Source organism: Labedella endophytica (assembly GCF_003990045.1).
Taxonomy (GTDB): domain Bacteria; phylum Actinomycetota; class Actinomycetes; order Actinomycetales; family Microbacteriaceae; genus Labedella; species Labedella endophytica.
This window is the reverse complement of the sequence record NZ_RZGZ01000004.1, coordinates 256,117-269,416: the sequence shown is the minus strand read 5'-3', so window position 1 is coordinate 269,416 and position 13,300 is coordinate 256,117. Positions and strand designations below refer to the sequence as shown.

The following is a 13,300-nucleotide window of genomic DNA, read 5'->3' as shown; positions in this document are numbered from 1 at the left end:
AGGAGGCGGTCAGGCGGGAGGGGGGTCGTGGCGGGGGTCGCCGTTGTCGATGTCCTCCGGGTTCGGCAGGGTGCGGAGGAAGCGGAAGAACACGAGCGCCGCGATCGTCGCCAGCCCCCCTCCCACGATGAACGGCACCGTGAGATCGATGCGGCCGAGCGCGCCTCCGATGACCGAACCGAGCGGCATCGAGCCCCACAGCACCGTGCGCCACGAGCCGTGCACGCGTCCCAGTAAGCGACTCGGGATCACGCTCTGCCGCAGCGACATCACGTGCACGTTCCACACGAGCACCGCGGCGGACGACACGAAGTAGCCAACGCCGGCTGCCCACAGCGTGGGGACGAGCCCGATGAAGAGGAACGACGCGGTGGAGATCACGTTCGCCACGGCCATCGCCGTTCCCGCTCCCCACAGGTCCTTGAGCCGCTGAGCGACGAGCGAACCGAGGATGCCGCCGATCGCGCCCGTGAGCATGAAGAGCCCGAAGAACGCCTCGGGCAGGGCGAGCCGGTCGAGCAGGTACAGCACGAAGCTCGCCGTGGCGGCGCTGTAGCAGAGCCCGATGAAGGTGCTGAGCGCGAGCAAGGTCGTGAGCATGCGGCTCGCGAGGATGAAGCGGAATCCGTCCGCGAACTGGTGGTGCCACGCCGCTCGCGGTTGCGAGGCCGCCGCCTGCAGGTGCGTGCCCGCGGCGGCGCGCGGCAGGAGGACCGCGAGCACGACGGCCCCCGCGTAGACGAGGGCGTTCGCGCCGAGCGGGATGAGGACGGAGACCGCGAAGAGGGCGGACGTGAACGGGCCGGACAGGAAGTTCTGCACCACGAGCTCGCCCGCCTCGATGCGCGAGTTGGCGCGCGGCAGGCTCCGCCGGTCGACGATCGACGGCACGACCGCGCGGATGGCACCGTCGTAGACGGTCTCGCCGATGCCGTAGAGGAAGATCGCTACGTACAACCACCAGATGGTGAGGGAGTCCGTCGCCGCGAGGGCCACGAGCCCGCCGGCGAGGACCGCTCGGCCACCGTTCGCGAGGGCGAGAGCGGTGCGCCGGTCGATCCGGTCGATGATGATGCCGGCCGGCACCGCGAACAGCAGCCACGGCAGCATCGCGAGAGCGGCGATGCCCGAGATGAGGAGCGGGTCGTCGGTGAGACGGACGGCGAGGAGCGGAGCGGCCGTGCGCGCGATACCGTCGCCGAGGCTCGACGCCAGGTTCGACGTGAAGAGGTTGCCGAACGCAGGACCGAGCCCGGGCTTGCGCCCCCTCACCACCTCGACCCGGCGAAGGGGATACTCCCGAGCGAGGGCGCCACTCCGACGTGGCGCCCTCGAGCGATGCTGGCGCCCTCGGGAGCAATCCCGCGGCCACTGTGCGCGGCACCCCTCAATGTCGCACTACCAGCGTTCGTGCACGGCGGCACGGAAGTACTCGTCGTACAGGTCGCTCACAGAGGAGAGGAAGCCCTCGCTGAGCGGTGCGATGCTGCCGGCGGCGGCGTTCGCCTCGGCCTGCTCCACCGAGCGGGCGCCCGGAATGACGGAGCTGACCCCGGGCTGCTGCGCGACCCAGGCGAGCGCGACCTGCGCCGTGCTGTACTCGCCCGAGCCGGGCTCGCCGTCGGGGCCCGCGAGGGGCTCGCCCGCGACGAGGGCGGCGAAGTCCTGGGCGGCGGCCACACCGCGCTCGAAGTCGACACCCGCGAAGGTCTCGCCCACGTCGAACGCGTCACCCGAGCGGTTGTAGTTCCGGTGGTCGTTCTCGGCGAAGGTCGTCTCCGTCGTGTACTTGCCGCTGAGCAGGCCCGAGGCGAGCGGGACGCGCGCGATGATGCCGACGCCGGCCTCGGCGGCGGCAGGGAGCACGCGGTCGAGAGGCTTGAGACGGAACGCGTTGAGGATGATCTGCACGGTGGCCGTGCCCGGGCGGGCGATGGCGGCGAGCGCCTCGTCGGTGGTCTCGACGCTCACGCCGTAGTGGCGGATGGCGCCCTCTTCCACGAGGGTGTCGAGCGCGTCGTACACGGCGTCGGAGCTGAAGACGGGGGTGGGCGGGCAGTGCAGCTGCACGAGGTCGAGGGTGTCGACCCCGAGGTTGCGACGCGACCGGTCCGTCCACGCGCGGAAGTTGTCGAGGGTGTAGTTCTCGGGGACCTGGTCCACGCGGCGCCCCATCTTCGTGGCGACGGTGATGCCGTGGCCCGGGTTCTGAGCGAGGTAACGGCCGATGAGGGTTTCGCTGCGACCGTCGCCGTAGACGTCGGCCGTGTCGAAGAAGGTGACACCCGACTGTACGGAGGCGTCGAGTACCGCGAGGGCGTCCGCCTCGGAGACGTCACCCCAGTCCGCTCCGAGCTGCCATGTGCCGAGTCCGATGACGGAGACGGTCGCTCCGGTGCGACCGAGAATGCGCTTGTCCATGATGTTCAGCGTAGGCGCAGCGGGTGACAGCGCCGAACCCTTGACCGGGCTGCGGTCAGGCTACGTTCCCGCGTCTCGCCTCGGTCACTCGGTCGCGCCGTCGCCTCCGAGACGCTGCAGCTTCTGCGTCTCGCGCGGCAGTGTTTGGCGAGCGCGGCAGCAATTGCTGCAGCGCTCAGCAGAACCTGCAGCGCGCCGACGTCGGGCGCGAAGTGAATCCTCGCCTCAGAGCGGAGCCCCTCAGGGCGGAGTTCAGCTCGCGGGCGCCACCGCGGCGTCGGTGAGGCGGAGGAACGCGCTGAGTTCGGCGAGCGCCGCCGGCGTGTGCGGCAGGTAGTCGGTGAGCGCGGGGCTGTGCACCACGTACGCGGCCCACTTGGCGCGTGAGACGGCCACGTTGAGCCGGTTCTTCATGAGCAGGAACGACATGCCGCGCGGCACCTCGGTGGGCGAGGACGCGGCGAGCGACAGGATCGCGATCACCGCCTCCTGACCCTGGAATTTGTCGACGGTGCCCACGCGCACCCCGGTGAGTCCCGCGGTGTCGAGCGCCTCATGGACCGCGGCCACGTGGGCGTTGAACGGGCACACCACGATGACGTCGGACTGCTCGAGCGGGTGACGGTCGAGCGGTTTCCCATCGTGGAGGGCGCCGGGGTCGGTCCATCCGAGTCCGAGGACACCGCGCACGATGTCGACGACGGCCGCGGCCTCCTCCGACGAATGCGTCGCGTTGCCCTCGTGCGCCACGGGCACCACGTGCACGCCGGGGGCGAGACCGTCGAGGTGGCGGTGGGCCGTCGACGGGGCAGATCGCAGCTGCCCGGCATAGGAGAGGTCGGAGATGGCGGCGGTGACGGCGGGGTCCATGCGCCAGCTCTGCGCGAGGAAGTACCCGATCTCGGCGGGGAGCACGTCGGCACCGTCGGCCACGAAGCCGAGGGCCGAGGTGTCGATGGGTTCCGGGTGGATGCCCTGCGTGACCTGCGGCAGCTGCTGGGGATCGCCGAGGAGCAGGAGGTTGCGGGCGGCGACGCTCGCGGCGATCGTGGGGGCGAGGGAGAACTGCCCGGCCTCCTCCACCACGAGCAGGTCGAGCTGGCGGCGGCCGAAGCGGTCGGTGTTGCTGAAGTCCCACGCGGTGCCGCCGATGACGTACCCCGTGCCCGCCGCGGTGCGCTCCGCCGCGTAGGCGAGGTGGCCGCTCTTCGGGAGCACGGTGAACGCGCGCTCGGCCTCGTCGGGGCCGACGCTCGCACTGGTTGAAGAAGCACTGAGCGACTTCGCCACGAGCTGCGGGCTGAGCCCGTTGTTCACGAGTCCGGTGAGGAGGTGCTCCACGGCGGCGTGCGACTGCGCGACGACGCCGACGGCCCACCCGTGTTCGCGCACGAGATCGGCGATGACGTGGGTGGCCACGTAGGTCTTCCCCGTGCCGGGGGGACCCTGGACGGCGACGTACGACTGGTCGAGATCGAGCAGGCTCGCGACGATGTCGGGCACCGTGCGGGCCGCACCGTCGTCGCCGAGCGAGTGGCGCAGCGGCGATCCGCTGACCGTGCGCGGGGCACGGCGGCGGAGGATGTCGACCACGGGGTCCGCTGGCCAGGAGGCGGAGGCGAGGTCCATGCCCGGGTGCAGCACGTTCGCGGTTGCCGCGAACGCATCGAGGATGGCGTTGCCCCAGTGCTCGATCGCGGTGGCCTGCGCACCGGCGCGGGGCGGAGCCCCCGGCGTGAGGGCCACAGGGGCGTCGTCGTATGGATCGCGACCGCCGCGGAGCCCTTCCTCGATGAGGAGAGTGCCCTCGTCGTCGTTCTCGAGCACGCGGATTCCCGTCCACGACCGCGCACCCGGCGTGCCGCCCGGGTTCGAGAACGGCGCCGGCACGTCGTAGAGCGCGTTGAGCTCACTCCCCGCCTTGAGGGAGCTGCCGGGGGCGGGCGTGCCGTGGAGGCGGAGCACACGGCGGTCCGTACGCTGCTTTCCCTCGCGGTACCAGTCGCGCACGACCTCGACGGAGTCCACGACGAACACGTCGCGCACGTCGGCCCACTCGTCGACGGGAGCGGACAGGCGAGTGAAGTGCTCCTGCCAGAAGACCTTCTGCTCGCGCCGGTGGTAGTCGATGGCCGCGGCCGCGAGCGCGAGCGCCGCGTGGTCCGCATCGCGTTCCGGGTCGAGCGGATCGCCCGCGAGCCGCGTGAGCTCGGCGTGGAGCGGCGACGGCTCGGCGACGGCGAGCTCGCCGACCTCGACCACGGGGGCACCCGGCTCGACACCGACCGCTCGTGCGAGCGAGAGGAGGTAGTCGCGCAATCGCACGGTGGACACGCAGTCGTAGCGGTTGTAATCACCGATCTCCGCGAGCTCGGCGGCGCCGCGCTCGCGGACGGCCGGATCGGGCGATGCCGCGAGCTCCCGAGCGTGCGCGTAGGCCTCGATGGAGGCGGCGCCGTCCTTCACGTCGCTCTCGCGGTGCTCCTCCCCCATGTAGAGCGGCTCGAGCTTCTTGATCGAATACGAGCGGGAGCCCACCCGCACGGCGGCGCGCACCACGGGGTAGAGGTCGACGAGTACGCCCTCGCGGAGCAGCTGGTCCACTTCCTCTTCCCCCGTGCCGTGGCGGGCGGCGAGTGCGAGGAGGTGCGTGCGCTCGTACGCGGCGTAGTGGTAGATGTGCAGCCCGGGGAAGCGTGCGCGGCGCTCGGCGATCCAGTCGAGGAAGCCGCGCAGTGCCTCGCGTTCCGCGGCGAAGTCGTGGGCCCACCAGGCCGTGAACTTCTCGTCGACGTCGACGAGTCCGAAGAGGTAGTCGAGGCCCCAGCGGGTGCCGACGGGGTGGCCGGGGCTGCCCTCGGTGTAGAGCGGGTCCCCCTCGAAATCGAAGAAGACGTCTCCCGGATCGGGCACCGGCAGGTGCGCGATCGGGTCGGTACTGATGAGCCGCACGGGAGGTGCACCGCCGTCGGACGGTGCCTGCAGCTGCAGCTCCGCCTGCTCGCGCAGGCCCTCGAGAGTGGCCGTGGCGATGCCCTCGACCGGCTCCGTGCGCGCGGCCAGTTCGTCGATCGTCGTGACGCGGGCCGCGCGCAGTCGCTCGCGCTGCGTCAGGCGTACGCGCGCGACGAGGAGCACGTCGCGGCGTTCCTGGATCTCGCGCTCGCAATCGGCGCAGCGTCCGTCGATCGTGTAGCGCGGGTCGTCCCAGCGCACGGGCTCGGTGTCGTCGAGACGCTCCTGCACGATGCGCACGAGCCGGTTGCGGCGGCGACGGTACACGGGGAGGATGTCGGCCACGAGGTGGGTGCTCACGGTGCCGTCGCCGAGGATCACGTCGACCTCGTCATCGACCGGGATGCCTTCGTTCGAGAGCTGTTCGACGTACGCGGCGAGCTGCAGCAGCGCCGGCACCTTGGCCGACCGCGCGAGCTTCGTGTCCTGCACGCGGTATCGGGCCGGTTTGTCCTCCGTCGCGGGCACGCGCACGATGAAGTCGGCGAAGCCCACGAACGAGCCGTCGAAGAAGACGGCCTGGAACACGAGGGGAGCCCCGTCGCGGAACGCCTGCATCGTTTCGCGATGCGCCTGCTCCATGGCCGCGCGATCGCGCACGTCGGGCCGCTCGAATTCACGGACCGCATCGCCGAACTCCGCACGGTACTGCTCGAGCACGCGCAGCTCGTGCTCGTCGCCGAGGGCCGAGGAGCGCGCGTACATCGGGTCGTCGTCCACCGTGGCCTCGACCCGGCCGAGCTTGGCGTCGATCGACCGGAGGAACGCGAACTCGCACTTCGAGGCGGCCGTGAGGTCGCTCGCGCTCGTGATCGGGGTGACGCCATCGAGGAGGTACATGCTGATGAGGCTAGCCGCGACCACCGACGGTCACGGGCCGGGATGCGCCGCAGGGGACGACACACGCGACACCGCCCTGTGGACGACGAACGCCGAGAACGCACCCGACCGGGCGCGGGGGTCTGGACGCGACGGTACCCGAGGCGGCACAGTCGTCTCATGACGATCGATACGAACAGGATCGACCCCGCCGTGCCGCCGAGCGGACCGGGCTGCGTCGAGTGCGACGAGACCGGTTCGTGGTGGTTCCACCTTCGCCGGTGCGCCGCGTGCGGCCACGTCGGCTGCTGCGACGACTCGCTGAATCGCCACGCGACGGCGCACTACCGATCCACCGCGCATCGGGTCATGCAGAGCTTCGAGCCCGGCGAGGACTGGTTCTGGGACTACGGCACCGAGTCGATGGCGGCCGGTCCGCGACTCGCCGATCCGCAGAGCCATCCCGTCGATCAGACGGTGCCCGGTCCCGCGGAGCGGCTCCCCACGAACTGGCTGGACATCCTGAACGGGCGGGAGTGACGCGGAAGTCGATCGATCGTCCCCCGGGTCACGCCGTGTCGGCTGCGAGCACCGTCTTCACGAGCGTCGCGACCGCCTCGCGGCCGGCGCGGTTGGCGCCGATCGTGGACTGGGACGGCCCGAAGCCGATGAGGTGCACGCGCGGTTCGGCGACCACGCGCGTGCCCTCCAACTGGATGCCGCCGAGGGGTCCGCGCAGGTCGAGCGGATCGAGGTGCTCGAGCGCGGCGGTGAAGCCGGTGGCCCAGAGGATCGCGTCCACCTCGGTGAAGGAGCCGTCGGCCTCGCGCACGCCCGTGGGTTCGATGGCCGTGAACATCGGGCGCCGCGCGAGTGCCCCGCGGTCCCGGGCGGCGAGGGCGTAGTCCGTCCAGATGAGCCCCGTGTAGGAGACGACGCTGCCCGCGAGGCGCCCCGCCTCGACGTCGGCCGTGACCTTCGCGATCGTGTCGCGACCCGACGTCTCCGGCAGGAAGTCGCCCTCCAGGAACACCGGCTCGCGCCGCGTGAACCAGAAGGTCTGCGCGACGCGCGAGATCTCCTCGAGCTGCTGCACCGCGGAGATCCCGCCGCCCACGATCGCGACGCGCTGCCCGTCAAACTCGTCGGCCGAGACGTAGTCGCGGGTGTGGAGCTGGCGGCCACGGAACGTGTCCGCGCCGGGGTACGCGGGCAGCCGTGGACTCGTCCACGTGCCGGTCGCATTGATCACGGCGCGCGTGCGCCACGTCCCCTCGCGATCCGTCTCCACGAGCAGGTCGCCGGCCGGATCGTCATCCGCGCGGCGCACCGCGTCCACACTCACGGGGCGCAGGATCGGGAAGCCGAACTCCCTCTCGTAGGCGGCGAAGTAGGCCGGCACGGCGTCGCGCGACGCATCCGTGTCATCGATGGGTGGCTTCGGGAGGCCCGGCAGGTCGAAGATCCCGTTGACCGTGGCCATGCGCAGCGACTCCCAGCGGTGCTGCCAGGCGCCGCCGGGCGCGGGGTTCGCGTCGAGCACCACGAACGTGCGCGCATCGGGTGTCGCGGGTTCCAGTGCGGAGGTGAATCCGCGGCGCCGGAGATGGAACGCCGCGGAGAGCCCGGCCTGTCCCGCGCCGATCACGACGACGGTCGCGATGCGGTCCATGGTGCCTCCCGTGCGGGCGATTGCGCCAGGGGAACGAACGTCGGCGACACTGGGAAGAACTCGACACGCGTCGGTGTTATTTCCATTCGTACGCATGGAAATGGACCGATGGTCCCGGAGGAGGAGCACGCATGAGCATGGAACGACCCGACGAGCCCCGCACGATCGGCATCCTCGGCGCCGGCAAGGTGGGCACGATCCTCGCGCGCCTCGCGGTCGAGGCCGGGTATCGCGTGCTCATCTCCGGGTCCGGCACGCCGGACAAGATCCGCCTCATCGTGGGCGTGCTCGCGCCGGGATCCGAGGCCGTCTGGAGCGCGGAAGCCGCGCGCGACGCCGACGTGGTCGTGCTCGCGCTGCCCCTCGGCAAGCTGCCGAGCGTTCCTGTCGCCGAGCTCGACGGGAAGGTCGTCATCGACGCCATGAACTACTGGTGGGAGGTCGACGGCATCCGCGACGACCTCACCGACCCTCGGGTCTCCACGAGCGAGCGCGTGCAGGCGTTCCTGCCCGGCTCGCGCATCGTGAAGGCCTTCAACCACATGGGCTACCACGACCTCGATGAGGGTCCGAAGCCCACGGGAGCCGACGGTCGCAAGGCGATCGCCGTGGCCGGGGACGACGCGGAGGCGGTCGCGATCGTGAACGACATCGTCGATCGACTCGGCTTCGACCCCGTCGCGGCCGGCTCACTCCGAGACAGCATCCGCCTCGAACCGCACGCCGAGGCCTTCGGGGCCAACGAGGACGCCGCGACGATCGCCACGATGATGGCCCGCTTCGCGGACACCCCGCGCGGCCGCGAGGTCGCCGCCGCCCGCGCCTCCTCCTGACGCCCGGCCCGCTCCTCCCTCCTCCCTCCCCCCTTCCCGTCGCGAAAGTGCGGACTTCCGCCCCCCGAACGCCCGATTCGGGGGCAAAAGTCCGCACTTCGACGGGAGAGGGTCCACGATGAGTGGAGCGAAGCCAACTCGGGAGAAGCTCGAACGGGATTCAGGCGAAGAAGAAGGACGTCCCAGTGCGGTCTGACAGCATCGAGCGCTCGACGCAAGCGCGCATCGGCTACGTCGTGAAGGTCTACCCGCGGTTCTCGGAGACGTTCATCGTCACGGAACTGCTCGCGCGGGAGGCCGCCGGCGAGGACATCACGATCTTCGCCCTGCAGCGCTCCGACGACCCGCGGTTCCACCCGGAGCTCGCCCGCGTGGCCGCCGAGGTGAACTACGCGCCGCAGACGACCCGGCCGTCCGCACTCTGGGACGTGCTCAGGGAGGCGGCTCGGCTCCCGTCGCTGTCCTCGGCGATCGGACGCGAGCTCGACGAGCTCCTCGCGGTCGAGGTCGACGACGCCGTGCAGGCCGTGTGGTTGGCGCAGCGCGTGATCGTCGATGGCATCACCCACCTGCACGCCCACTTCGCGACCTCGGCGACTACGGTCGCGCGCCTCGCGAGCCGCCTGACCGGTGTCCCGTACTCCTTCACCGCCCACGCGAAGGACCTCTTCCACGAGTCGGTGCAGACCGAGCACCTGCGAGGCAAAGTGGCGGGTGCCTCCTACGTCGCGACGGTGAGCGCCTATAACGTGCGGTACCTCGAGGGCCTCCTTCCCGAGCTGGTCGAGCGCATTCACCTCGTGCACAACGGCCTCGAGCTCGATCGCTTCCCGTTCCGTCGGCCGACGACGCCCGGTGAGACCCTGCGCCTCGTCGCAGTGGGTCGGCTCGTCGAGAAGAAGGGCTTCGAGGTGCTCATCGACGCCGTAGCGCTGCTCCGGCACCGCGGGGTCCGCGTCACCCTCGAGCTCGCCGGGGGCGGCGAACGCGCCGAGTCCCTCGCCGAACGCGTCCGCGCCCGGGGACTCGAGGACGTCGTCGACCTCCTCGGCCCCATTCCGCAGGACGAGGTGGCACGCCTCCTCCGCTCCGCCGACGCATTCGTCGTTCCGTGCGTCGTGGGCGAGGACGGCAACGTCGATGGGCTGCCGACGGTGCTGCTCGAAGCGATGGCGGTCGGCGTCCCGTGCGTCTCGACCTCCGTCACAGGGATTCCCGAGGTCGTCATCGACGGCGAGACGGGCCTCCTGTGCGAACCGGGCGACATCGCGGCGCTCGCCGACACCATCATGCGCCTCACCGACGGCTCCGTCGACACGGCGGCCCTCGCGCTCGGCGCCCGTGCGCTCGTCGAGCGTCAGTTCGACTCCGGCCGGCTCGCCGCCCACCTCCGCGAGCTCACCGATGCTGCCTCGGCCGATGGTCGGGTGACGCGCGCGCGGCGGAGCCACGCGGTCGTCGGCGGCCCGCTCGGCGACGAATCGCGTCACCTCCCGGAAGGAAAAGAGACACGGGGCGTCGGTAGGCTGAACGCATGAGCGACGCCCTGTTCGACAGCCTGTTCGCAGCTCTCGAGGCGAGCCCCGAGAACGTCGAGCTCCGCGTGCAGGTCGCCCGACTCCTGCTCGACCGAGGACGACTCGACGAGGCCGTCACCCAGGCCGCGACGGCCCTCGCCCGCGAGCCCGGGAACGGCGAGGCGATGTCCGTCCTCACGCAGGCCACGGGCGCGATGCGCACCCCGCCGGCTGGCAGTGCGCGCGACGCGAACGACACCGCGCAGGACCAGGACGACCGCCGCGACGCCTCCGCAGACACGAGCGACGCCATCTCATCGAATCTCCAGGAACCGCGCGACGAGTTCAGCAGGGCGGCCGAGGCCCCTGAGGCCCGCGATCACGATTCCTTCGACTGGACCCGCGCGGAGAGCGAGCTCGGAGCATCCGCCGTCCCGCCGCCCTACGTCGCGTCCACGCCCGACCCCGAATCGACCGACGAGATGCCCATCACCCCCGGCGGCGACACCGCAGCTCCTGTCGTCGACGAGTACCAGAGCACCGTGACGCTCGCCGACGTCGGCGGTCTCGAGGACGTGAAGCGGCGCCTGCGCGAGAGCTTCCTCGAACCCATGAAGCACCCCGAGCTCGCGAAGGCGTTCGGCAAGAACCTCCGTGGCGGCCTCATCCTCTACGGCCCTCCCGGCTGCGGCAAGACGTACATGGCGCGCGCGATCGCCGGCGAGCTCGGTGCCCGGTTCCTCACCGCGAGCCTCGCCGACATCCTCGGCACCCACTTCGGCGAGACGGAGAAGAACCTGCGCGCGCTCTTCGAGCACGCCCGCAGCCTGACCCCCGCCGTGCTCTTCCTCGACGAGATCGACGCGATCGGAGCGAAGCGCTCGAGCATCGGCACCGGCTGGTCGGGCATGCGCGCGATGGTCGACCAGCTGCTCATGGAGCTCGATTCGATGGTCGGGGACAATGACGGCCTCTTCGTGCTCGCCGCGACGAACAGCCCGTGGGAGGTGGACCCGGCGCTCATGCGCCCCGGCCGCTTCGACCGCATGCTCCTCGTTCTCCCGCCCGACGCGCCCGCGCGCGAGGCCATCCTGCGTATGCACCTCGACCGTCGGCCCGTCGCCGGCATCGACCTCGGGGAGCTCATCCGCAGCACGGACGGCTTCTCGGGCGCCGACCTCGAGCATCTCGTTTCCTCCGCCGCTGAGCAGGCCATGCTCCGTTCGATCCAGTCGGGTGAGGTGCAGCCCATCGGCATGGACGAGCTGCGCCACGTGCTGAGCGAGATCCGGCCGTCCACCGGGCCGTGGCTGTCGGGGGCGAAGAACGTCGTCGCATTCGCGAACACCGACGGCCGCTACGACGACCTGGCCGAGTTCCTCGAGTCGCGCGGCATCCGCTAGGACGTGTCCGAGCACGTCCAGGGCGTCGTCTATCGCGCCGAATCCTTCCTCTCCGTCGGGCAGGTCGATCGCGCCGAGACGCTCTTGCGCACCGAACTCGCCCAGCGCCCGGACGATGGCGCGCTCCTGCTCTCGTTGGCGAAGGTCTCGGAGGCCCGCCGACGGTGGCCGGAGGTCGTCACGACCGCGACCGCGGCCCTCGAGGCGAACCCCAACTCGCTCCAGGCCCGCCTCATGATCGCGTGGGCCGCCTACCAGGTGGGCGACCGGCCCCTCATGAAACAACACCTCGACGTGGTGCTCCACTACCAGCCGGAACAGCCGACGGCGCTCATGTACCTCGCGCTCCACGCGTCGGTCGACAAGTCCACGGCCGGCAAGGAGCGCACGCGTGCGATCGTGCGGCAGTCGCTCGCGCTCGGCGGCGGTGACCCCTGGTACACGGTCCTCGCCGCGAAGATCGAGGTGTTCACCGGGCGACCGGCCGAGGCGCGGCGCCTCGTCGACGACGGTCTCGCCCAGGATCCGACGAACACGCAGCTACTCACCCTGAAGTCCGAGCTGGCCCGGGATCCCGACGAGTCGATCGACATCGTGAGCGGACTCCTCGCGACCTCGCCGGCCGACCTCGCGCTGCGCATGCGTTTCGAATCCCTCGTGACGACCCGCCGCCGCGCGATGCTCGTGATGCTGTGGCTCGGCCCGGCCCTCGCAGCCCTCGGCACGGCGCTCGTGACGGACTACCGCATCGGATGGATGGTCGGCGTGGCCGCCGCGTCGTTCTCGGTGTGGGCCACCCAGTACAAGAGCTATCAGGCGCTTCCGCCCGGGTATCGCGCCGAACTCGACTCGAAGGCGCCCTGGCGGGTGGCGACGCGCTGGGGCGGACGCACCGCCGCGATCTTCGGCGTGTTCGGGGGCGTCCTCCTCGCCACAGGTCTCGCCCCGGCGGCCTGGGCCCTCGTGGTCGCGACGTTCGGTTGGGTCGTGACGCGCATCGCCACGTTCTCCCGAGAACGCGCGGTGGCGACCTCGGCGGACGCGGAACACGATCTCCTGAGCGAGGGTGGACCGGCGGCACCGGGCCTCGATCAGGGCGCGCCGAAGCCGCTCGGCCGGTACACGCTCGCCCTGTCGCGCAACCGCTGGGCCCGCGCCACGACGACGCCGCTCCTGCTCATCCCCTTCTGCATCGTCGGCCTCATCCCGCCCGATGCACCGGACGAGTCGAGCACGGCGCGCGCGGCCCTCGGCGTGATCGCCGGCATCGTCGGGCTCGTATGCCTCGTCGAGGCGTCCTTCTGGACGCGAGTCCCCGGCAACCAGGCCGCCACCGCCTGGCGCGCGTTCCGCCTCGTCGTCCCGGGCATCCTGCTCACGATCATGCTGCTGTGCGGCGTCGCCTTCCTCACCGTCGCGACGGCGTCGTGGGCCTCCGGCCAACCCGCCCCGACCATCGGTGACGACTCGGACCCGGCCCCCGCCACCATCCCGCCGGACTACTTCGACGACCTGAACTCGCCACCTCCGACGATCGACATCCCGGACTTCGACATCCCCTCGATCCCACCCCTCGACATCCCTCCGACCGCCCCGGAAGGGTGACGGGCGCGCTCACCA

General features: G+C 71.1%; 9 protein-coding genes. 5 read left to right on the top strand and 4 right to left on the bottom strand.

What is annotated here, in order from left to right; translation table 11 throughout:
- Positions 1–9: 9 nt before the first annotated feature.
- From ELQ94_RS14635 to ELQ94_RS14625, 3 genes are all read right to left on the bottom strand, one after another.
- Entirely contained in the window at positions 10–1,272 is a 1,263-nt protein-coding gene (locus ELQ94_RS14635; RefSeq protein ID WP_166404830.1) for an MFS transporter, read from the bottom strand.
- Between the two features lie 126 nt (positions 1,273–1,398).
- Entirely contained in the window at positions 1,399–2,421 is a 1,023-nt protein-coding gene (locus ELQ94_RS14630; protein ID WP_127051095.1) for an aldo/keto reductase, read from the bottom strand.
- A 252-nt stretch (positions 2,422–2,673) separates the two neighbouring features.
- On the bottom strand, positions 2,674–6,276 hold the full coding sequence (locus ELQ94_RS14625; protein ID WP_127051094.1) for a TM0106 family RecB-like putative nuclease: 3,603 nt from the start codon (positions 6,274–6,276) through the stop codon (positions 2,674–2,676).
- Positions 6,277–6,435: 159 nt separating this feature from the next.
- Here ELQ94_RS14625 and ELQ94_RS14620 point away from each other — a divergent pair, with 159 nt between their 5' ends.
- Positions 6,436–6,795, top strand: a complete 360-nt coding sequence (locus ELQ94_RS14620) for a UBP-type zinc finger domain-containing protein (protein WP_127051093.1) — start codon at positions 6,436–6,438, stop codon at positions 6,793–6,795.
- A 28-nt stretch (positions 6,796–6,823) separates the two neighbouring features.
- Here ELQ94_RS14620 and ELQ94_RS14615 read toward each other — a convergent pair whose 3' ends face one another.
- Positions 6,824–7,927: an NAD(P)-binding domain-containing protein gene (locus ELQ94_RS14615; protein WP_127051092.1), complete on the bottom strand. Its 1,104-nt coding sequence runs from the start codon at positions 7,925–7,927 to the stop codon at positions 6,824–6,826.
- Positions 7,928–8,058: 131 nt separating this feature from the next.
- Here ELQ94_RS14615 and ELQ94_RS14610 point away from each other — a divergent pair, with 131 nt between their 5' ends.
- From ELQ94_RS14610 to ELQ94_RS14595, 4 genes are all read left to right on the top strand, one after another.
- Positions 8,059–8,760: an NADPH-dependent F420 reductase gene (locus ELQ94_RS14610; protein WP_243697050.1), complete on the top strand. Its 702-nt coding sequence runs from the start codon at positions 8,059–8,061 to the stop codon at positions 8,758–8,760.
- Between the two features lie 185 nt (positions 8,761–8,945).
- Positions 8,946–10,298 (top strand): glycosyltransferase, encoded by a 1,353-nt coding sequence (locus ELQ94_RS14605; RefSeq protein WP_243697049.1) that lies wholly within the window; start codon positions 8,946–8,948, stop codon positions 10,296–10,298.
- Complete coding sequence (locus ELQ94_RS14600) at positions 10,295–11,680, top strand: AAA family ATPase (protein ID WP_127051091.1); 1,386 nt, start codon at positions 10,295–10,297, stop codon at positions 11,678–11,680. The genes ELQ94_RS14605 and ELQ94_RS14600 overlap by 4 nt, the downstream gene beginning before the upstream one ends.
- A gap of 3 nt (positions 11,681–11,683) precedes the next feature.
- The gene (locus ELQ94_RS14595; RefSeq protein WP_127051090.1) at positions 11,684–13,285 is read left to right on the top strand and encodes a tetratricopeptide repeat protein; all 1,602 of its coding nucleotides are present in this window, start codon (positions 11,684–11,686) and stop codon (positions 13,283–13,285) included.
- Positions 13,286–13,300: the final 15 nt, after the last annotated feature.

Bases quoted from the DNA above. Each gene is read 5' to 3' on its own strand.
- ELQ94_RS14630 (WP_127051095.1), bottom strand. From the start codon at position 2,421: ATGGACAAGCGCATTCTCGGTCGCACCGGAGCGACCGTCTCCGTCATC.
- ELQ94_RS14625 (WP_127051094.1), bottom strand. From the start codon at position 6,276: ATGTACCTCCTCGATGGCGTCACCCCGATCACGAGCGCGAGCGACCTC.
- ELQ94_RS14620 (WP_127051093.1), top strand. From the start codon at position 6,436: ATGACGATCGATACGAACAGGATCGACCCCGCCGTGCCGCCGAGCGGA.
- ELQ94_RS14615 (WP_127051092.1), bottom strand. From the start codon at position 7,927: ATGGACCGCATCGCGACCGTCGTCGTGATCGGCGCGGGACAGGCCGGG.
- ELQ94_RS14610 (WP_243697050.1), top strand. From the start codon at position 8,059: ATGAGCATGGAACGACCCGACGAGCCCCGCACGATCGGCATCCTCGGC.
- ELQ94_RS14600 (WP_127051091.1), top strand. From the start codon at position 10,295: ATGAGCGACGCCCTGTTCGACAGCCTGTTCGCAGCTCTCGAGGCGAGC.